Source organism: Stappia sp. 28M-7, assembly GCF_014252955.1.
In the GTDB taxonomy this organism is placed as follows: domain Bacteria; phylum Pseudomonadota; class Alphaproteobacteria; order Rhizobiales; family Stappiaceae; genus Stappia.
In genome coordinates, this window is sequence record NZ_JACMIA010000001.1 from 675,748 (window position 1) to 695,103 (window position 19,356).

At 67.7% G+C, this 19,356-nt stretch carries 18 protein-coding genes; 4 read left to right on the top strand and 14 right to left on the bottom strand.

Annotation, left to right across the window (positions count from 1 at the left end):
* The first annotated feature begins 91 nt into the window (after positions 1-91).
* Positions 92-1,276 (top strand): MFS transporter, encoded by a 1,185-nt coding sequence (locus H7H34_RS03080; protein WP_185924215.1) that lies wholly within the window; start codon positions 92-94, stop codon positions 1,274-1,276.
* A 52-nt stretch (positions 1,277-1,328) separates the two neighbouring features.
* Here the strand turns inward: H7H34_RS03080 and H7H34_RS03085 are convergent, their stop codons facing one another.
* The 7 genes from H7H34_RS03085 to H7H34_RS03115 all read right to left on the bottom strand — a co-directional run bounded on the left by H7H34_RS03085 (position 1,329) and on the right by H7H34_RS03115 (position 9,053).
* Positions 1,329-2,048, bottom strand: a complete 720-nt coding sequence (locus H7H34_RS03085; protein ID WP_185924216.1) for a GntR family transcriptional regulator — start codon at positions 2,046-2,048, stop codon at positions 1,329-1,331.
* 22 nt (positions 2,049-2,070) lie between these two features.
* Complete coding sequence (locus H7H34_RS03090) at positions 2,071-3,237, bottom strand: alpha/beta hydrolase family protein (RefSeq protein WP_185924217.1); 1,167 nt, start codon at positions 3,235-3,237, stop codon at positions 2,071-2,073.
* A gap of 18 nt (positions 3,238-3,255) precedes the next feature.
* Complete coding sequence (locus H7H34_RS03095) at positions 3,256-4,350, bottom strand: ABC transporter ATP-binding protein (RefSeq protein ID WP_185924218.1); 1,095 nt, start codon at positions 4,348-4,350, stop codon at positions 3,256-3,258.
* Positions 4,347-5,450, bottom strand: a complete 1,104-nt coding sequence (locus H7H34_RS03100; protein WP_185924219.1) for an ABC transporter ATP-binding protein — start codon at positions 5,448-5,450, stop codon at positions 4,347-4,349. The genes H7H34_RS03095 and H7H34_RS03100 overlap by 4 nt, the downstream gene beginning before the upstream one ends.
* Positions 5,450-6,355 carry an ABC transporter permease gene (locus H7H34_RS03105; protein WP_185924220.1) on the bottom strand — a complete coding sequence of 302 codons (906 nt, stop codon included), beginning with the start codon at positions 6,353-6,355 and terminating at the stop codon, positions 5,450-5,452. Before H7H34_RS03105 ends, H7H34_RS03100 begins: the two co-directional genes overlap by 1 nt.
* Positions 6,352-7,317: an ABC transporter permease gene (locus H7H34_RS03110; RefSeq protein ID WP_120268490.1), complete on the bottom strand. Its 966-nt coding sequence runs from the start codon at positions 7,315-7,317 to the stop codon at positions 6,352-6,354. The genes H7H34_RS03105 and H7H34_RS03110 overlap by 4 nt, the downstream gene beginning before the upstream one ends.
* Before the next feature lie 110 nt (positions 7,318-7,427).
* Positions 7,428-9,053: an ABC transporter substrate-binding protein gene (locus H7H34_RS03115; protein WP_120268491.1), complete on the bottom strand. Its 1,626-nt coding sequence runs from the start codon at positions 9,051-9,053 to the stop codon at positions 7,428-7,430.
* Positions 9,054-9,312: 259 nt separating this feature from the next.
* On the opposite strand from H7H34_RS03115, the gene fahA reads away from it, so the two are divergent.
* The 3 genes from fahA to H7H34_RS03130 are packed head-to-tail and all read left to right on the top strand — an operon-like array spanning position 9,313 to position 12,163.
* Positions 9,313-10,593: a fumarylacetoacetase gene (gene fahA, locus H7H34_RS03120; protein ID WP_185924221.1), complete on the top strand. Its 1,281-nt coding sequence runs from the start codon at positions 9,313-9,315 to the stop codon at positions 10,591-10,593.
* Positions 10,590-11,441 (top strand): fumarylacetoacetate hydrolase family protein, encoded by an 852-nt coding sequence (locus H7H34_RS03125; RefSeq protein ID WP_185924222.1) that lies wholly within the window; start codon positions 10,590-10,592, stop codon positions 11,439-11,441. The genes fahA and H7H34_RS03125 overlap by 4 nt, the downstream gene beginning before the upstream one ends.
* 26 nt (positions 11,442-11,467) lie before the next feature.
* The gene (locus H7H34_RS03130) at positions 11,468-12,163 is read left to right on the top strand and encodes a fumarylacetoacetate hydrolase family protein (RefSeq protein ID WP_185924223.1); all 696 of its coding nucleotides are present in this window, start codon (positions 11,468-11,470) and stop codon (positions 12,161-12,163) included.
* Between the two features lie 86 nt (positions 12,164-12,249).
* Here H7H34_RS03130 and H7H34_RS03135 read toward each other — a convergent pair whose 3' ends face one another.
* From H7H34_RS03135 to H7H34_RS03165, 7 genes are all read right to left on the bottom strand, one after another.
* Positions 12,250-13,950: an FAD-dependent oxidoreductase gene (locus tag H7H34_RS03135; RefSeq protein WP_185924224.1), complete on the bottom strand. Its 1,701-nt coding sequence runs from the start codon at positions 13,948-13,950 to the stop codon at positions 12,250-12,252.
* The gene (locus tag H7H34_RS03140) at positions 13,947-14,708 is read right to left on the bottom strand and encodes an SDR family NAD(P)-dependent oxidoreductase (protein ID WP_185924225.1); all 762 of its coding nucleotides are present in this window, start codon (positions 14,706-14,708) and stop codon (positions 13,947-13,949) included. Before H7H34_RS03140 ends, H7H34_RS03135 begins: the two co-directional genes overlap by 4 nt.
* Positions 14,709-14,734: 26 nt before the next feature.
* Positions 14,735-15,469: an SDR family NAD(P)-dependent oxidoreductase gene (locus H7H34_RS03145; protein ID WP_120268497.1), complete on the bottom strand. Its 735-nt coding sequence runs from the start codon at positions 15,467-15,469 to the stop codon at positions 14,735-14,737.
* A gap of 83 nt (positions 15,470-15,552) precedes the next feature.
* Positions 15,553-16,674 carry a C4-dicarboxylate TRAP transporter substrate-binding protein gene (locus H7H34_RS03150; RefSeq protein WP_185924226.1) on the bottom strand — a complete coding sequence of 374 codons (1,122 nt, stop codon included), beginning with the start codon at positions 16,672-16,674 and terminating at the stop codon, positions 15,553-15,555.
* Positions 16,675-16,743: 69 nt separating this feature from the next.
* Positions 16,744-18,048, bottom strand: a complete 1,305-nt coding sequence (locus H7H34_RS03155) for a TRAP transporter large permease (RefSeq protein WP_185924227.1) — start codon at positions 18,046-18,048, stop codon at positions 16,744-16,746.
* 10 nt (positions 18,049-18,058) lie between these two features.
* Positions 18,059-18,583, bottom strand: coding sequence for a TRAP transporter small permease subunit (locus tag H7H34_RS03160; RefSeq protein ID WP_209006141.1), 525 nt, complete (start codon positions 18,581-18,583; stop codon positions 18,059-18,061).
* 2 nt (positions 18,584-18,585) lie between these two features.
* Entirely contained in the window at positions 18,586-19,344 is a 759-nt protein-coding gene (locus H7H34_RS03165) for an SDR family NAD(P)-dependent oxidoreductase (protein WP_185924229.1), read from the bottom strand.
* Positions 19,345-19,356: the final 12 nt, after the last annotated feature.

Sequence of the window (19,356 nt, forward strand, 5' to 3'; positions counted from 1 at the left end):
AGGAACGGATCCGGTGGGCTGCGCTGCCGTGATCCCGGCCAAGCGCACGCCCTTGCGGCAGCGCCGGCCGCTTCCGCATGAGGACAGAACCATGACCGCAATTCCCGACCAGCGCGGTTCGCGCTGGCCGCTGTTGGCGCTGGCGATCGGCGCCTTCGGCATCGGTACGACCGAATTTTCTCCCATGGGCCTGCTGCCGGTGATCGCCGACGGGGTGGATGTCTCGATCCCCACCGCCGGCCTGTTGGTGAGCGCCTATGCCATGGGCGTGATGGCCGGTGCGCCGGTGATGACGCTGCTCTTCGCCCGCTTCGGCAAGCGGACGGCGCTCATGTGCCTGATGGCGATCTTCACGCTCGGCAACGTCATGTCGGCGCTCTCGCCCGACTACTGGACGCTGCTGGCCTCGCGCGTCGTCACCAGCCTCAACCACGGGGCGTTCTTCGGTCTCGGCGCGGTGGTGGCCGCGAGCGTCGTGCCGCGCGAGCGGCAGGCAAGTGCCGTCGCGACGATGTTCATGGGCCTGACGATCGCCAATGTCGGCGGTGTGCCGCTGGCGACCTGGGTCGGCCAGCAGATCGGCTGGCGCGAGGCGTTCGCGGGCACAGCGGTGCTCGGCCTCGTCACCATCGCCGCGCTCTGGCTGGCCCTGCCGAAGGGTGCGCCGGGTCTGCGCCCCGATGTGGGGCGCGAGCTGCGGGTGCTGGTGCAGCCGCAGGTGCTGATCGCACTGCTGACCACCGTGCTGAGCTCCAGCGCGATGTTCACGCTCTACACCTATGTCGCGCCGCTGCTGGACGTGCTGACCGGGGCCTCGGCCACCTTCCTGACCCTTGCTCTCGTGCTGGTCGGGCTCGGCTTCACCTTCGGCAACTGGCTGGGCGGACGCGTCGCCGACTGGTCGTTGGACGGGGCGACGGCGATCTTCCTTGCCGCGCTGGCCGCGATCATGCTGGCAATGCCGGTGCTGATGGGTAGCCAGAGCGTGGCAGCGGTCACCCTGCTGATCTGGGGCGCGGCGGCCTTCGCCATCGTGCCGCCGGTGCAGATGCGGGTGATGCAGGCGGCGGCCGATGCGCCGGGCCTTGCCTCGTCGATCAATATCGGTGCGTTCAATCTCGGCAATGCCATCGGCGCTGCCGTCGGTGGCGCGGTGATCAGCCTCGGTCTCGGCTATGCCGCCGTGCCGATTGCCGGCGGCCTGCTTGCCGCCTCGGCGTTGGGTCTGGTCTGGATCGGGCGCAGAAGACTGGCCGCGCTCGCCTGCCCCGTGTGACGCGGCGGGTGGCCGGGCCGGGTTTTCCGGTCCGGCTGCCGCGTGCGCGCGCTCAGCGCACCGAGGCGGTCTTGGCCTTGGCGTCCACGGTGCCCGGATCGGGGAACATCCAGTCCTGCTTGCGCGGGGCTGTCTCGGGCGTGTCGGCGCTGATCCGGCGATAGGTGGCGCGTGAGGACAGAAGGTGGGCGCGCATTGCAGCCTCCGCCCATTCCGCATCGCCCGCCGACAAGGCCTCCACCAGATCGCCGTGCTGGCGGTTGCTGCGCATCAGCTCGGTTCGCGTCCAGCTGTTGAAGGTCGGGCTGACGACCGGCTTGCGGGCCACCAGATTGACCAGCTCGGCGAAAAAGGCATTGCCCCCTTGCGCCCAGATCACCCGGTGGAACCGGGCGTTGAGGTCGCGATAGAGGCGCCGGTCGGGCTCGCTCTCGTGGATCGCCTCGTCCATGCCTTCGTGGAGCTCGCGCAGCTCCTTCAGGAAGGCCTCGTCGGTGTGGCGCGCCGCCATGCCCACGGCAATCGGCTCCAGCGAGGCGCGGGCGGTGAAGATATGGATGACCTCGTTGGGGTCGACATCGACCACCACCGCCCGGCGATAGGCCTCGCGCCGGATCACGCCCTCGGCCTGCAGGCGGCGCAACGCCTCGCGGATGGGCGTGCGACTGACGCCGAGGCGGGCGGCAAGCTCGCTTTCGGGAAGGACATCGCCGCCGAGATAGGCCCCGGAGGCGATCAGCGCCCTGATCCTGTCGTAGATATCGCCCGCCATGGCCATTCCGATCCGGTTGTAGCTAGTCGTAACCTCGCGTCCTCAGCCATTCCGACACGATGCCGGTTGCCGTGGCAAGCCTTTCGGGCTGATTGACGAAGTAATGATTGGCGCCCTCCACGAGCTTCATCTCGCGGTCGGCGGAGCCGACGGCGGCAAAGACCGCGGCCGTGTGGGGCTGCGGCACGGCATCGTCCGCGCCGCATTCGATGGCAAGGAACGGCACGCTGATATCGCGGGCGGTGATCAGCGAGTTGGCGCGCGAATGGGCCGGCGACCACTGCGACAGCCAGCTGCGCAGGGTCGAGAACCGGCCAAGGCCCGCCGGGCCGCTGTTCACCGTTTCCGGGTGGCCGAGATAGCTCCAGCCCGGCTTGCGGCCGTTCGGCTCAAGCGTCGGATCCAGGAAGCGCGGGTCGGCCATGGTGCGATAGGTGACGAAGGCGCGCTCCATCTCCTTGCCGCCGCGCCGGCGCAGGTCATCGAGCCGCTCCAGAACGCCGTTGGTGATGCGCTCCATGCGCGCGGCCTGCGCGGCCCGGTAGCGGGCGACGAACTCCGGCGAATAAGGCTCGGTGCGGGCCTCGTAGCCCGGCCGGTAGAGGTCGAGTTCCGGGTCGCGGTCGTCGGGATCGGTCTCGTTGCGCATCGACGGGTCGAGCCATTCCTGCAGCAGCACCGCGCGCGAGGCGTGGGCGGCAAGGCTGAGCACCGCATCGGCCGGGATCAGCCCGGCGCCGGCCACGTCGACGGGATCGCCGGCCGGCGTGTGCGTGATGGTCGGCCGCTCGGCCTGCGACTGGTAGAGCATGGTCAGCGATCCGCCGCCGCTCCATCCGCACAGGACGATGCGCTCATAGCCCCAGTCTTCCCTGGCCGCACGGATATAGGCGCCGAGATCGAGCAGCACGTTCTCCATGATCAGCGCGGTGTCGTTGCGCTGGTAGCGGCTGCCGGCGCACAGGACATGGAAGCCGAGCTCGGCCATGGCCCGCGGCAGCGGCAGCAACTGCAGGGTGGAGGAGGGGTGCATGAAGACGAGCAGCGTGCGCGAGGGACGATCCACCGGGCGGATCAGCACCCCTTCCAGATGGGTCATGCCCTGCGAGCCGTTGAAGCCGTAGGTCTCGGTGAAGGCCTGCTTCGCCGTGAAGGCGATGTGTTTCCAGTCGAAGGCGAGGTTGCTCATCGCTTCTTGTCCTGTCGCTCAGCCGGCGGTCTGCGCCAGCAGTCCGGCATCTTCCGTTTCGGTGATGCGGCCCGCTTGCGGGCGTTCCAGCTCCGGGCGGGCCTTGGCAGCGCTGTCGTCGTGGATGTGGCAGCGCACCCGCTGACCGCCCGGCTGGTCGGTGAGGTCCGGCTCCACCGCCCGGCACAGCTCGGTCGCATAGGGGCAGCGGGACGAGAAGCGGCAGCCCGGCGGCACGTTCATCGGCGAGGGAACATCGCCGCGCAGCTCCACCCGCTCGGGCGCTTCGGCCGGGTCCATGCGCGGGATCGCCGCCATCAGACGCTGGGTATAGGGATGCAGCGGCTGGGCCAGAATGTCCTCGGCCCGGCCTTCCTCGACGATGCGGCCGAGATACATCACCGCCACATGCTTGCAGATGTAGCCGACGGTCGCGATGTCGTGGGAAATGTAAAGAACGGCAAGGCCGAGCTCTCGCGACAGCTCGTCGAGCAGTTCCAGCACGCTCGCCTGGATCGACACGTCCAGCATCGACACCGGCTCGTCGGCGACGATGAAGCGCGGCTCGAGCACCAGCGCCCGGGCAATGGCGATGCGCTGGCGCTGGCCGCCGGACAGATCGCTGGGGAACCGGTGGATGTTTTCCGCTGCCGGAATCCGCACCAGATCGAGCGCCCGCTCGACCTTGGCACGGCGTTCGGCTGCCGAGCCGATGCCGTGGATGACGAGCGGCTCTTCGATGATCTGGCCGATGGTCAGGCGCGGATTGAGCGAGCTGTAGGGGTCCTGGAAGATGATCTGCGCCTGCCGGCGGTAGTCCTTCAGCTTGCGCCCCTCAACATGGGTGATGTCGTCCTCGCGGAAGGTGATGCTGCCGGAGGTGGGCTGGTACATGCGCACCAGCGACATGCCGAGCGTGGACTTGCCGCAACCCGATTCCCCGACCAGGCCGACGATCTCCTTCTCGCGAATAGCGATGTCGACGCCATCGAGCGCGCGGGCGACCGGCGGCGTGACGCCGGCCAGCGCGGTGAAGATGCCGGTGCGGCCCTGGAAATGGGTCTTGAGGTTGCGAGCCTCGATCACCGGGCGAGTGGCGGTGGTGTCGGTCATGCGCCTACCCTCATGTTGCGCCAGGTTTCGGGGCGGGCAGCGGCCGCGCGGAACTCGTCGGCCCGGTCGGTGTAGTGACAGGCGGCCGACTGGGCACCGACGGTGTGGAGCTGCGGCGCCGTGGTGCGGCACAGGTCCGTCGCGAACGGGCAGCGGCTGGCGAAGCGGCAGCCCGAGGGCGGCAGCAGCAGGTTCGGCACCGTGCCGGGGATCGAGATCAGCGGCTGGCGCGGCTGGCCGCGCACCGGCAGACGCGGGAAGGCGTTCTGCAGGCCCATTGTGTAGGGGTGCAAGGGGCGCTCCAGCACGTCGGCCGTCGGCCCGCTCTCCGCGACCTTGCCCGCATACATCACCACGACCGTCTCGCAGGTCTCCGCCACCACGGCGATGTCGTGGGTGACGAGGATCATCGAGCGGCGCATGTGCTCGTGGATGCCGCGGATGCGCGACATGATCTGCGACTGCATGATCGGGTCGAGCGCGGTGGTCGGCTCGTCGGCCAGCAGCATGCCGGCGTTGAGCGCCAGCGCCATGGCGATGACCGCGCGCTGGCGCATGCCGCCGGAGAACTGGTGCGGGAATTCGTAGAGACGCGCGGCCGGCAGGCCGACGAGGGCGAACATCTCTTCCGCCCGCGCCCAGGCGACCGCCTTGCCGACCTTCTCATGCGCGAGGATCGCCTCGCAGATCTGGTCGCCGATGCAGTAGACGGGGTCGAGCGAGTTCATCGCGCTCTGGGTGATGAGCGAGATGCGGTTCCAGCGGATCGGCTCGAGCTCCGCGTCCGACAGGCCGAGGATGTTCTCGCCGTCGAGCAGCGCCTCGCCGGAAATGCCGGTGAACTCCGGCAGGAGGCCCATCAGGGCCTTGACCACCGTGCTCTTGCCGCAGCCGCTCTCGCCGACAAGGCCGAGATTGGTGCCGGCACGCACCTCGAAGCTGACATCCTCCACCGCGTGGAAGCGTCCGCGCAGGGTCGAGTAGCCGATGGACAGGCCGTTCACCTTCAGGTGGGCGGCCGGCTTTGCCGAAAGCCGTTCGTCGAGCCGGGCAAGATCCCTCGCGAGCGCGGGGGAGCGGGTGTTGGCGGATCCGGCCATCAGCGCCTCCTCAGCCGCGGGTTGGTCTGTTCCTCATAGGCGCGGCCGATGAGGTAGAGCGAGGAGACGAGCAGGACCAGCGCCAGCGAGGGCGGGACCACCCACCACCAGGCGGTGCGCAGGTTGCCGCTGCTGAAGGCGGTGTTCAGCATCTGGCCCCAGCTCACCACGGTCGGGTCGCCGAGGCCGAGGAAGGAGAGGCTGGCCTCCGTCAGGATCGCGAAGGCGACCGACATGGTCACCCACAGGAAGACGATGCGCACGATGTTGGGCAGGATGTGCCGCATGATGATGTGGAAGTGCGAGGCGCCGGCGGCGCGCGCCCACTTCACATAGATGCGCTCGCGTTCCGTCAGGACGGCGGAGCGGATGATGCGTGCGCCGTTGCGCCAGAACAGGATGGTGATGACGAGAATGATGTTCTCGATGCTCGGCCCCAGCAGAGCCACCGCGACGATGGCGAAGGGCAGGGTCGGGATCGACAGCGCGATGTCGGTAAGGCGCATCAGGAAGTCGTCGACATAGCCGCCGAAGTAGCCCGACAGCACGCCGAACACCGTGGAGATGAACCCGACGGCGACGGCCGCGACCAGGCCGACGATCAGCGCCACACGGAAGCCGTGCAGGAACTGGCTGAGCACGTCGTTGCCGAAGGCGGTGGTGCCGAGCAGATGGGTGGCATTGGGCGGCGACAGGCGGTTGAGCCGTCCGGTTTCGGTCATCATCGCCTTGAACGGCTCGAACGGCGCGAGCCATGGGCCGATGATGGCCAGCAGGATGAAGATCGCGAGGATCGCCACGCCCACGACCGCGAAATTGTCCTCCATCAGCAGGCGGAACGACTCTCGCGCCGAGCTGAAGAGGCTGCGCCCTCGAATGGCGCCCTGATCGGGAACTTGCGTCATTTGTAGACAACCCTGGGATCGAGCTTGCCGTAGACGAGGTCGGCGGCGAGGTTGGCCAGCACGATCATCACGGCGAGAAGGAAGAAGGCCGCCTGGGCGAGCGGATAGTCCTGGCGGGTCACGGCGAGCACGAGCTCGCGTCCCACGCCCGGCCAGGAGAAGACGATCTCGATGACCACGATGCCGGCGATGGTCTCGGCCAGTGCCGGAAACAGCCAGGTGATCAGCGGCAGCATCGAGTTGCGCGCGGCATGCCAGGCGACACGCCGCTGCGGCACGCCCTTGGCGCGGACCAGCTCGATATAGTCCTCCGTCCGGTTCTCCACGACGCCCGAGCGCATCAACAGCAGGTTCTCGGGCATGAAGTAGATGATGACCGCGATCAGCGGCAGCGCCAGGTGATGCAGGAAGTCTAGGGTGAAGTAGCGGGCAAAGCCCGTCGTCTCGCCCGGATCGCCCATGCCGAAGCCGGGAAACCAGCCGAGCGTCGAGGAAAACACGGTGAGCAGCGCGATGCCGATGACGAAGTTCGGCACGCCGCGGATGACGGTGGCAAGAAAGATGCCCGAGCGCTCCAGCTTGCCGCCGCGCCGGGCCCAGCCGACGGCCGTGCCGATGGCCGCGCCGAGGGCGGCGCCCAGCAGCAGACCGGGAACGGCGATCCACAGCGTGTTGACGATCAGCGGCCACAGAACTTCCCACACCGGCTTGCGGTAGAAGAAGGAGGAGCCGAAATCGCCCTGGAGAAGGTTGCCCAGATAGGCGAGGTACTGGTCCCACATGGTGCCGGTCAGGCCCCACTGTTCCAGCAGCGCCTGGCGCGCTTCGTCGGTGAGGCCGCGCTCCAGCAGGATCGCGGTCGGGTCGGCGGGCATCACGCGGAACATGAAGAACATGATCGTCGTGACGGCCCATACGACGAGCACGCTCTGGGCGAGACGTCGAAGGATATAGGCGCGCATGGCTTACTCGGGCTGGCTTGTGCGGGACCGTGCCCCGCTGCGACAGGGCGCGGCGGGGTGGTCAAGTCAGTCGGGGAGCCGGGGCGCGGAACGCCCCGGTCCGGGATGGCTTACTTCTTGGGGAAGTGCAGGCGGCCCTGTCCGTCCCAGCCGTAACCCGCGTCCTCGAGGATCTTGCGGGCGGCGTCGACGTCGAAGGGAACCTGCGGCAGCTCGGAGTTGTGCCACATGCCGAGCTGGACCGGCACCGGGCCTTCGCCGGCCGGGACGGCGAAGCCGAGCCAGCCTTCGATCGCAGCCCGCTGCTTGGCGGTGGCAACGCGCAACGCCTTGCGGAACGCAGGGTCGGTGAACGGGGCCTTCTGGTTGTTCAGCCAGATGAGCATGGAGCCGTGCGAGGGGATCTCGAGGAAGTCGAGATGGTTGTTCTGCGCGGCAAGGTCGCTCATCGCGGCAACCGGCAGCACCATGCTGGCGATATCGCCGGTGCCCGAGAGCATGGCCGAGCGGATCGCATCCGCCTGGCCGAGCGCCAGACGACGCACGCCGTCATATTCGGCAGCGTGGAAGTGCTCGGTGAAGGTCTCGAGCTCATGCGTCTCGTTGACCCGCCAGCTCTTGAACTTGAAGGGACCGGAGCCGATCACGGCGCCGTCGGCGACGACATCGCGAGCGACCTTGTCGCCTTCATAGTTCGCCCAGTGATGCTCGGGCAGGATGAACAGGTAGGTGAGGACGGTCGTCACGAAGGACGCGTCCGGAGCCTTCAGCTTCACGTTGAAGGTGAGGTCGTCGACCTTCTCCGCGCCGGCCAGGTTGGCGATGCGCGAGGACATTGCCGGCGGCTGCAGCTCGACCACGGTGTTGATCGTGAAGACGGCGTCATCCGCGTTCACGGCCTCGCCGTCGTGGAACTTCATGCCTTCGCGCAAGGTGACCTTCACCGTCTGCGGATCGGTGAATTCCCATGCGGCGGCGGCCCACGGCACGGTCTCGCCCTTGGAGTTGTTCTTGGCGAACGTGTCGAAGATGAAACGCACCCAGCCCACGGCGCCTTCTTCGGCCATCGGGTTGTAGGTGGTCACGTCCTCGTAGTGCGCCCAGTCGAGGATGCGGTCGTCGGTCTTCGGCTTGGCCGAAAGCCACGGATCGACCAGGCCCTCATGCGCGGCGACCGGCGCCGGGCTGGTGACGTTGTCCCACTTGTCGCTGTTCCACAGGATGCCGTAGACGGTGTTCGTCGCCGGCCACCAGGGCGCGACATCGTGGAAATACTTCTGCGCCTCGTGCACCAGCGCCAGGCGCTCGTCCTGGTTCACCAGTTCGCGCTGCTTCTTGACCATCTCGGTATAGGCTTCGTCGCACCACTTGGCGCCGTTGCGCCGGGCGCCGCAGGCGCCGAGGTCATGAAGCCAATAGGTCGGATCCACGCGATCCGGGTCCGCGCCGACGGTGAAGACGGCCATGTCCTCGAGGCCGCCGCCGACCATGATGTTGGAGATGAAGCTGCTGAACTGGACCGGCTGCATCTGGAAGGACAGGCCGAGCTTGGCCCATTCCTCGCTCAGGACGCGTGCGGACTGTTCGTACATCGGGCCCATGTCGGCCGCGTAATAGGCGATCTGGAGCTGGGGAACCGGCTCTCCGAGATCCTGGGCCATGGCGGGCGCGCAAAGCGCAGCAATACCGGTCGACAGCGACAGCGTCGCGGCCAACCGCCTGATCTTGGCAGTCATAGCGTTGTTTCCTCCCACGCACCTTGCCTTGTTTCCTCCTCGAGACCGGAACGGTGCGGCTTTGCCGCGCGTTTCGGATCCCTCGTTTCGGTAGGTGCTGATCAAAAGTGTATACGAAAATGCCGACTGTCAATGATTTCGATCTTGATTTCCTGCCATCAATGTCAAAAGTGAATGCAATACAACGTTGCCAGCTGGCGCAAGCCGGAGGACGGACAAGGGGCAAACACCCTTTGGGCAGCGTCTTTGGGAGGAAAAAATGCAATCTTCTTGGGTGCCTGGGGCCAATTCGCCCTCAGGAGACTTTCCCTTGGCGAATCTGCCATACGGGGTGTTTTCGCGTGGCGGGGACGCTCCGCGCTGCGGTGTCGCCATCGGCGATCATGTGGTCGACCTTGCCGCGCTGGCGGCATCCGGCCTGCTCGGCGAGGCCGCCGGCGGCTGGGGTCTTGACGAGCCTGGCATCAACAGCTTCATGGCGGCCGGTCCGAAGGCCTGGGCTGCCCTGCGCGCCCGCCTGACCGACCTGCTCGCCGAGGACGGCTCGCCGGACCTGCGCGACAATGCGGCGCTCCGCGCCTCGGCCCTTCCGCTGATGAGCGAGGTGCGCATGCACCTGCCGTTCCGCGTCACCGGCTACACGGATTTCTATGCCGGTCGCCAGCACGCCTTCAATTCCGGCTCGATCCTGCGCGGCCCGCAGAATGCGCTGACGCCGAACTGGCCGCACATGCCCATCGGCTACAACGGCCGGGTGTCCACCGTCGTCGTCTCGGGCACGCCGGTGCGCCGGCCGCTTGGCCAGGTGCGGAGCGAGGGCGCCGAGATGCCCGAGCTGACCGCCTGCCGCCGGCTGGACATTGAGGTCGAGTTCGGTGCCGTCGTGGCCCTGCCGACGCAGATGGGCGAGACCCTGTCGGTCGCCGAGGCGTGGGAGCACCTGTTCGGCTTCGTGCTGCTCAACGACTGGTCGGCGCGCGACATCCAGCGCTGGGAGGGCCAGCCGCTCGGACCGTTCCAGTCCAAGGCCTTCGCCACCTCGATCAGCCCCTGGGTCGTGACCCGTACGGCGCTCGAGCCGTTCCGCTGCGGCCCGCCTGAGCGCGACACCCCGCTGCTGCCTTATCTGCAGGAGCCGGAGGACTATTTCTTCGACCTGACGCTGGAGGCGCATCTGACGCCCGAGGGCGGCGCGCCGAGCCGCATCGTGCGCACCAACACCAGGCATCTCTACTACTGCGCACCGCAACTGCTGACCCATCACGCCCTGTGCGGCTGCCGGATGCAGACCGGCGACCTGCTCGGATCCGGCACCATCTCCGGGCCGGAGCGCGAGGCTTTCGGCTGTCTGATGGAACAGACCTGGGGCGGCCGCGACCCGGTGGAGCTGTCCGCCGGCGGCTCGCGTGTCTTCCTGGAGGACGGCGACAGCGTGACGCTGACCGGCTGGGGCGAGGTGAACGGCCAGCGGATCGGATTCGGACGGTGCGAGGGAACGATCCTGCCCGCGCCGCAAAAGGTCGGGAGGACCGGACAATGAAACTGTGTCGTTTTGGAGAAAACCGCCTGGGCGTGGTGCGTGGAGAGGGCGTTCACGACGTCTCCGCCGTGCTGGAGGACCTGCCGTCCCACACCTATCCGCTGCCCGATCATGACCCGCTGATCGCCGCGCTGGACGGGCTGCGCCCGAAGATGGAGGCGCTTGCCGACGAGACGCCGGCCGTGCCGCTCGCCAGTGTGCGCCTGCTGCCGCCGGTTGCCTCGCCGCGCAAGATCATCGGCGCGCCGGTGAACTACCGCCTGCATCTCGACGAAGCGCTGGAAGACCCGAACATCCATCACGGCACCAACATCATGCCGATCGACAAGGCGGGCCTCTTCCTCAAGGCGACGAGCTCGCTGATTGGGGCGAGCGAGCCGGTGACGATCCGGTTTCCGGAGGTCCGCAACGACCACGAGGTCGAACTGGTCGCGGTAATCGGCCGCAAGGCCGACCGGGTGTCGCGGGAGACCGCGCTGGACCATGTCGCCGGCTATGCGATCGGGCTCGACATGACCGTGCGCGGCACGCAGGAGCGCAGCATGCGCAAGTCCTGCGACAGCTACTCGGTGCTCGGCCCCTGGATGGTGACGGCGGACGAGATCCCCGACCCGTCCGATCTGGAGCTGGAACTGGCCGTGAACGGTGTGACGCGGCAGAAGGCCCGCACCGCCGATCTCATCCGCGACCTGGCAACGCTGATCGAGCGCGCCTCGTCCTTCTACACCCTGATGCCGGGCGACCTGCTGTTCACCGGCACGCCCGAGGGCGTCAGCGAGGTGAAGGCCGGCGACGAGATGCGCGCCAAGATCAGCAGCATCGGAACCATGACGGTCGCGGTCCGCTGACCGCGACGAGGAGGGAAGGAAAGACCATGGATTACATCTTTGAGCCGACACCGGTCAGCAGCCTGCCGGTCGCCGGTGAGACTGGGCGGTTTCCGGTACGCCGGATCTTCTGTGTCGGCCGCAACTACGCCGACCACATTCGCGAGATGGGCTTTCAGCCGGAGCGCGAGCCGCCGTTTTTCTTTACCAAGCCGGCCGACGCGCTGGTGCAGGACGGCGAGACGGTCGCTTATCCGCCGCTGACCGAGAACTTCCACCACGAGGCCGAACTGGTGATCGCCGTCGGCAAGGAAGGCGCGGACATTCCGGTCGAAAAGGCGCTGGAGCATGTCTACGGCTATGCGACCGGCAACGACCTGACGCGCCGCGACATCCAGATCGCGCTGCGCGACCGCGGCCGCCCGTGGGACTGGAGCAAGGCGTTCGATCGTTCCGCCGTCTGCGGCGAGATCACTCCGATGCCGGGCAAGGCGCTGCCGGACGAGACCCGCGTGCTGCTCACGGTCAACGGCGAGACCCGCCAGGATGCAACGCTCGACCTGCTGATCTGGTCGGTGCCGGAGATCATCGCCGCACTGTCTTCGTCCGTGACCATCCGCCCCGGCGATCTCGTCTACACCGGCACGCCGGCCGGCGTCGGCGCGATGGTGCCGGGCGATGTCTGCCGTGTCGAGATTTCCGGCCTTGCGCCGGTGACGACGACAATCGGACCGCGCGGCTGAACGCAGCCACAGTCTACCCCAACGCATTGCGGCCTGCTCCGGCAACCGGGGCAGGCCGCAGTCGTTTCAGGGGTTTGTCGATGAGCTCAAGGCTCCAGCCCTGCCGCCGTGTGGCCGACGATATAGCCGAAGGTGAGGGCGGGGCCGAGCGTGATGCCGGCGCCCGGATAGCTGCCGGCCATGATCGAGTTCATGTCATTGCCGCAGGTATAGAGGCCGGGGATCGGCGTGCCGTCGGTGGCGAGGACCTCGCCGCGCCCGTTGGCCGAGAGGCCGATGCTGGTGCCGATGTCGCCTGGGAAGATCTCGATGGCATAGAGCGGCGCCTGGTCGAGCGGCCGCAGGCAGGGATTGGGAGCGTTTTCCGCATCGCCCAGATACGTCTGGTAGGCGGTCGATCCCTTGCCGAACGCACGGTCGGTGCCTTCCGCCGCATCCGTGTTGAAGCCGGCGATGGTCTGCGCCAGCGCAGCTTCCGGCACGTTCATGGCGCGGGCAAGTTCCGCCGCAGTGCGGCCGCGCTTCAGGTAGCCCGAGCGCAGGTGCTGGCCGAAGGGCGCGGGGAACGGGCGCACCGCACCCATGCCGTAGCGCCGCAGCGCCTGATGATCGCAGACCAGCCAGGCCGAGGTATTGCCGCTCGACAGCATCGCCTGGACGAAGTCGTGATAGGACGTCGCCTCGTTGGCGAACCGCTTGCCGTCGGGCCCCACCGCGATGACACCGGGCTTTGCCCGGTCGAGAAAGAGGTGAGGGAAGGGGCGGGGGCCGCCCTTGCCCGGCAGCAGCGAGACCGGCGTCCAGAACGCGGCGTTGCTGTTGCCTTCGGTGATCGCTGCGCCGACCTTCGTTGCGAGGTCCAGCGTGTCGCCGGTGCTATCGGCCGGCGACATGGAATAGTGCGGGGCGCCGGCTGCGACATGCGGCATCACCTGCTTGCGCCGGGCCGCGTTCTGCGGAAACCCGCCCGCCGCCAGCACCACGCCGCGCCGCGCGGTGAGCGTGCGTGTCGCGCCGTCATGGATGACGTCCACGCCGTCGACCCGGCCGTCGGTGCGGCGGATGCCGGCAAGCGGCGTTTCCAGGAAGATCGGGATGTCGAGCGCCAGCACGCTTTCGGCCAGCCGGCCGGCGACGGCCTGCCCGAGCACCAGGCGGGTGCCGCGCGGATGGGTCAGCCGGTCGCGAATATGCCGGGCCATCAGCCGCGCCGCATGCATCGCGGAAGGCAGCGAGCGCGTCATCTTCATGAAATGGCCGATGTCGAAGCGGTTCAGCAGCAGCCCGCCGAAGATGGTGAAATCGGCGATTGGCGGGCGCAGCTTCGCGAACCAGCGGCCGAGCCGGCGGCCGTCATAGTCCTTGGCGTCCAGCACGCGGCCGCCGAGCGCGGCGCCCGGCGTGTCCGGATGATAGTCGGGCGAGTAGGCCCGGTAGTCGAACTGAAGCGCGGTGTGCTTCTCGAAGAAGTCGACCATGCGCGGGCCGTTGTCGAGAAAGGCGTGTACGACATCGGCGTTGAGCCGGTTGCCGGTCTCGGCCTCGATGTAGCGGAAGGCCTCCTGCCTGTCGTCGCTCATGCCGCCGGCGCGCATCTTCGGATTGTCGGGGATCCAGATCGCCCCGCCGGAAACCGCCGTCGAGCCGCCGAAATGGGCCGATTTCTCGATGATCGCAACCTCGAGCCCGGCAAGCCGTGCGGCGATGGCGGCCGCCATGCCGGCTGCCCCCGAGCCGACGACGATCAGGTCGTACGCATCCTTCAGGACCGGATCGTTCCGTGTCATGCGACATCTCCCGGGCGGGGGTAGCGGCCGACGGCCCAGCCGCCGTCGACGCGAAGCGTCGCGCCGGTGATGAAGGCGGCCTCGTCGCTGGCGAGGAAGGCGACGGCGTCTGCCACCTCGCCCGGCGTTCCGACCCGGCGCAGCGGCGCCTGCTCGATGAAGACATGCTTGCGCCAGGTCTCCGTGCGGATCCGCTCGGCGGTCAGCGGCGTTTCGATGAGGCCGGGAGCGACCGCGTTGACGCGGATGTTCTCAGGCCCGAAGTCGGTCGCCATCTGGCGGGTCATGCCGTCGACGGCGGCCTTGCTGGTGCTGTAGCCGGCGCTGCCGGTCGCTCCGACGATGGCGTAGATCGAGGCGATGTTGACGATGGCACCGCCGCCGGTGCGGCGCATCTCGCCGACTGCGAACTTGCTGAGCATGAAAACCGGCAGCACGTTGATCTCGAAATAGCGCCGCACATCCTCGGCGCTGGTCTCGTCGGCGCGGCCGCCCCCGCCCACTCCGGCATTGTTGACCAGAATGGCGAGCGGGCGCCCGGCAAGGGCATTGGAAAGAGTGTCGGGCAGCGCCGGGTCGGTGACGTCAGCCGTCACCGTCTCGATGCCTTCCGGCAGTCGGGACAGCCCGTCCGCGTCGCGGTCGACGGCGATGACGGTCGCTCCTTGCGCGGCAAGGCGTTCGGCGATGGCGAAGCCGATGCCGGAGGCTGCGCCCGTGACGATGGCCAGACGGCCAGAGAAACGATTGGTGTCCATGATCCCGTCCTCGGGTCGGGGGATGGTCAGAAGCTGGTGGTGCCGCCGAGCGAGCGGCCACCGTCGACAAGCAGCACCTGACCCGTGATGAAGCCGGCTTGCGGCGAGCCGAGAAAGGCGACGGCATGGGCGATATCGTCCGGCGCGCCGAGCTGGCCCATGGGCTGCTGCGCCCGCAGGCCGTCCAGATCGGTATCCGAGCGCGCCTTCAGCATGTCGGTCTCGATGACGCCGGGGGCGACCGCGTTGACGCGGATCTTGCGTTCGGAAAGGTCGAGCGCCATGGCGCGGGTCAGGCCTGCGACGGCCGCCTTGGAGGCGACGTAATGGGCGTAGTGGCGCGCGCCCAGCATCGCCCGCGAGGCGATGTTGACGATGGCGCCGCCCGGCTGCATGCGCGCGGCGATCTTCTGCGACAGGTCGAACAGGGCGACGAGGTTGACCTCGTACATCCGCCGGAAATCATCGGGCGCCAGCTCGAAGAAGCCCTTCACGTTGAAGATGCCAGCATTGTTGACGAGCAGGCGCACGTCGCCGGCCTCCTCGGCGAGGCGGGCGACGGCAGCCGCATCCGTGACGTCCAGTGCATGGGCGCGGGCGCTGCCGCCGCTTGCGCGGATGGCGGAGGCGACGGCTTCCGCGTTGTCCGCGGCAAGATCGGCGACGATGACCTGATGGCCGTTCTCGGCAAGGACACGGGAAATGGCCGCGCCAATTCCCGCGCCGCCGCCGGTCACGATGGCGATGGGGTTCTGTGTCATTGGCAATGATCCGTCAGGTCGAAAGGGGAGGCAAAAGAGCGGCGGGCACCGTGGGGAGAGGTCCGGCACCCGCCGCAGGAGCGTCAGTTCAGGCCGAAGCTGTTCTCGTCGATCTTCGAGTACAGGTTCTCCTGGAGGATCTTGGCCAGCGCGTCGGCGTCGGTGCGGTCGACCCCTTCAAGCAGCCCCTTCCACTTCGTCTGAAGTGCCTGGAACTCCTCGATGAGGTCGGTCGGATCCTCGACCTTGCGGTCGTCCATAGACTTCTTCGGCAGGCCTGCGACGAAGTTGGTCTGGAACTCCTTCAGCTTGGCGCTGAGGTCCTCGGACGGCTCGATGATCTCGAGGCCGCGCTCCTTGGAGCCTTCCATCGCCGCGGCGACGCCGACGTGATAGGCGACCTGCGCACGAGCATTGCCGATGGCCATGTTGTCGAGCAGCACGCGTCGCTGTTCGGGGGCAAGCCCCTTCCAGAAGCCCGGGTTGATCACGTAGTTGGCGCCCAGCACCACGCCCATCGGCAGGGTCGTCACGGACTTGGCGACTTCCCAGAACTTGTTGCCCTTGTCGAGGTTGGTCGGGTCCGACATGGTGCAGTCGATGGAGCCGCGGCTGAGGCCGGAATAGACGTCGCCGATCGGCACGGAGACCGGAACGCCGCCGAGATTTTCGACCCAGGAAGTCTGGGCGCCGCCGGCGGTGCGGATCTTCAGGCCCTTGGCATCGGCGGCCGCGCGGATCGGCTTCACGCAGATGAAGTTGTAGACCGGGGTCGAGTAGCCGCCGGCGAAGATGCCGCCGTTCTTCTTCCACTCGCCGACGATGCGCGCGTTGGTCATGCCCATTTCGGTATAGGCGAAGGCCGAGGCGATATCGTCATCGGAAACGAAGACGAGGTCGTTGAGCACGTTGTTGAGCGGCAGCTCCGAGGGGGTGTAGCCCGGATAGACGATGCCGAGCTGGGCGACGCCGTCGCGGATCGCCTGCATGGTCGACTTGGCCGGCACCAGCGCGCCGCTGGAATAGACCTCGAAGGTGATGGCGCTATCGGTCGCGGCCGCCACGTCCTTGGAGAACTTCTGGTAGGTCTCCTCGTTGAGGATGTGGACCGGAGCCATCCAGTTGGTGGCCTGGTACACGTCCGCATAGGCGGCCGAGCCCATCAGGCCGGCAGTCAGGGTCGCAAGGGCGAGCAGTTTCTTCATGTCTTCCTCCCATGTTCCGGCGCTTCTTGTCGGGCGCCGATCGGATCAGGCGAACGAGGTGTTTGGGGGTCAGTTCGCCATGATTGCGGGCAGCCACAGGCTGATGGCCGGGAAGGCGATCAGCAGGGCCAGCGTGATGAAGTCGGCCAGGATGAACCAGCTGACGCCGGCAAAGATCTGGCCGAGGGGTATGGTGCTGCCGAGACTGGATCTGATGACGTAAACGTTCATCCCGACCGGCGGCGTGACGAGGCCGATCTCCAGCAGCTTGACGGTCAGGATGCCGAACCAGATCAGGTCGACGCCGAGCAGGGCCAGCATCGGCGCCAGCACCGGCAGGGTCAGCAGCATGATCGAGATGCTTTCCAGGAAGCAGCCGAGCACCAGATAGAGCGCGCCGATCATCAGGATCACGGTCAGGGCGCTGTAGCCGTCGAAGAAGTTGGTGACCCAGACCGGCACCGTGGACAGGGCGATGAAGCGGGCGAACAGCGCTGCGCCGACGACGATGATGAAGATCGCCGCGGTGCCGAGCGCCGTGTCGATCAGCGCGCAGCGCATCACCCGCATGTCGAGCTGGCGCCGGGTGATGGCGATGATGCAGGCCAAGAACGCGCCGATGGCGCCTGCCTCGGTGGCTGTGAAGATGCCGGTGAAGATGCCGCCGAGCACGCCGGCGATCAGCACGGGCAGCGGCCACACGTCCTTGATCAGCTCGATCTTCTCGGCCCAGCTGTAGACGGCATCGCTCTTGGGCGCGAGCTGGGGATTGAGCATGGTGCGCAGCGAGATCATGCCGACGAACATCACGGCCGACAGCAGGCCGGGAATGAGACCGGCGATGAACAGCTCGCTGATCGACACGTCCATCATCAGGCCGAAGACGATCAGCAGGACGCTCGGCGGGATCAGCGAGCCGAGCGTGCCGGCCGCCGCGACCGAACCGGCCGCAAGCGAGGGGGCATAGCCGGCCTTCAGCATTTCCGGGATGGCGATGCGCGAGAAGGCGGCGGCCGTCGCGACGCTCGACCCGCTGGCGGAGGCGAACAGCGCGCTGGAGGCGACCGTCGCCGAGGCGAGCCCGCCGGGCACCCGGTTGAGGAACACGCGGGCCGCGGCGAACAGGCCCTTGGTCAGGCCGGCGCCGGAGGCGATGTAGCCCATCAGCAGGAACATGGGCACGGCGGACAGGTTCCAGTCGCCGACGAGCTCGTAAGGCACGGCCTTGACGATGCCGATCGCCGGCATGGTGCCGAGCATGGCGAAGATGCCGCCGACCGCGACCGCACCCATGGCAACGCCGATGGGAACGCGCAGGCCGATGAGGACGAGCGTCAGGACGATGCCGACGAAACCGATTTCAAGACGGTCCATGATCGGGGCCTCAGACTGGATCAGCGTGCTGGGGCTGGTCGTCCGCCGGCAGGACATCGCGGCCGGACAGGATCAGCACGAGGCGGGTGAACTGGGCGAGGCAGGCAAGGCCGAGGCCGAGCGGCAGCAGGAACTTGGTCGGCCAGACGACGACCTTCCATGCGCCTTCGACGATCTCGCCGATTTCCCAGGCATAGATGGCCGGCTGCCAGGAGAGCCAGGCGATCAGCCCGTAGACGGCGAGCGACAGCAGCGTGCCGAGCAGCAGCATGGCACGCCGGGTGGCCGGGCCGGCCATGTCGAAGAACAGCTCCACCACGATCGGGCCGTTCTTCACCTCGAGCCAGGCGAGCGGCAGGAACACGACCGAAATCATGTAGTAGCTGGCCACCACCTCGGCGGTGCCCGGGATCGGGGCGTTGAGGAAGTACTTGCCGGCGACGTCCGCCGTCACGTGCAGCATCATCGCCAGCAGGGCGAGAGCTGCGAGCCCGGCAAGCAGGGCGGCGATCTGGTTGAGGGCACGCTCCAGCATGATCATTGCATCCGGTAGCCGCCGTTGATGTCCAGCGTGGCGCCGGTCACATAGGCACCATCCGGACCGGCGAGATAGGAAACGGCTCCGGCGACATCCTCCGGCGTGCCGATCCGGCCCATCGGGATGTTGCGGGAAATCTCCGCGTCCTGGGACGGGTCGAGCGACAGGCGCAGCATCGGCGCGTCGATCAGCCCGGGGGCGACCGCGTTGACGGTGACGCCGAGGGGCGCAGCCTCGCGGGCACCGGCCTTGATGAGGCCGAGGATCGCGCTCTTGCTGGCGATATAGGCCGAGCTGGAGCGGTAGCCGCCGAGCTGGGCCGCGACGGAGGAGAAGCCGACGAAGCGGGCGTGATCCAACGGGGCGCGGGTGCGGTGGCGCAGATACTCGCGCAGCAGCAGGAACGTGCCTGTGCTGTTGATCGTCTGCGTCTTGTCCCACTCCTCGAAACTGGTCTCGGTGAGAGGACGGCGCTGGCCGTTCTCGTCGAGGATCAGGATGCCTGCGGCGGCCACGAGCACGTTGACCGGGGCGATGTCCGTCTCGACCTCGCGAAGGCAGTCGATCACCGCCTCTTCGCTGCTGACGTCGAGCGCAAGTCCGACATGACCGGTGCCCGGCAGCGAGGCGGCAACCTCGCGCCCCCGCTCGGCGTCCATGTCGGTGGCAATGATGGAAAAACCGTCCGCGGCAAGCCGCTGAGCGACGGCGCGGCCTATACCGCCTGCCGCGCCGGTGACGAACGCTGTGAGCGCCATCCGTATCCTCCC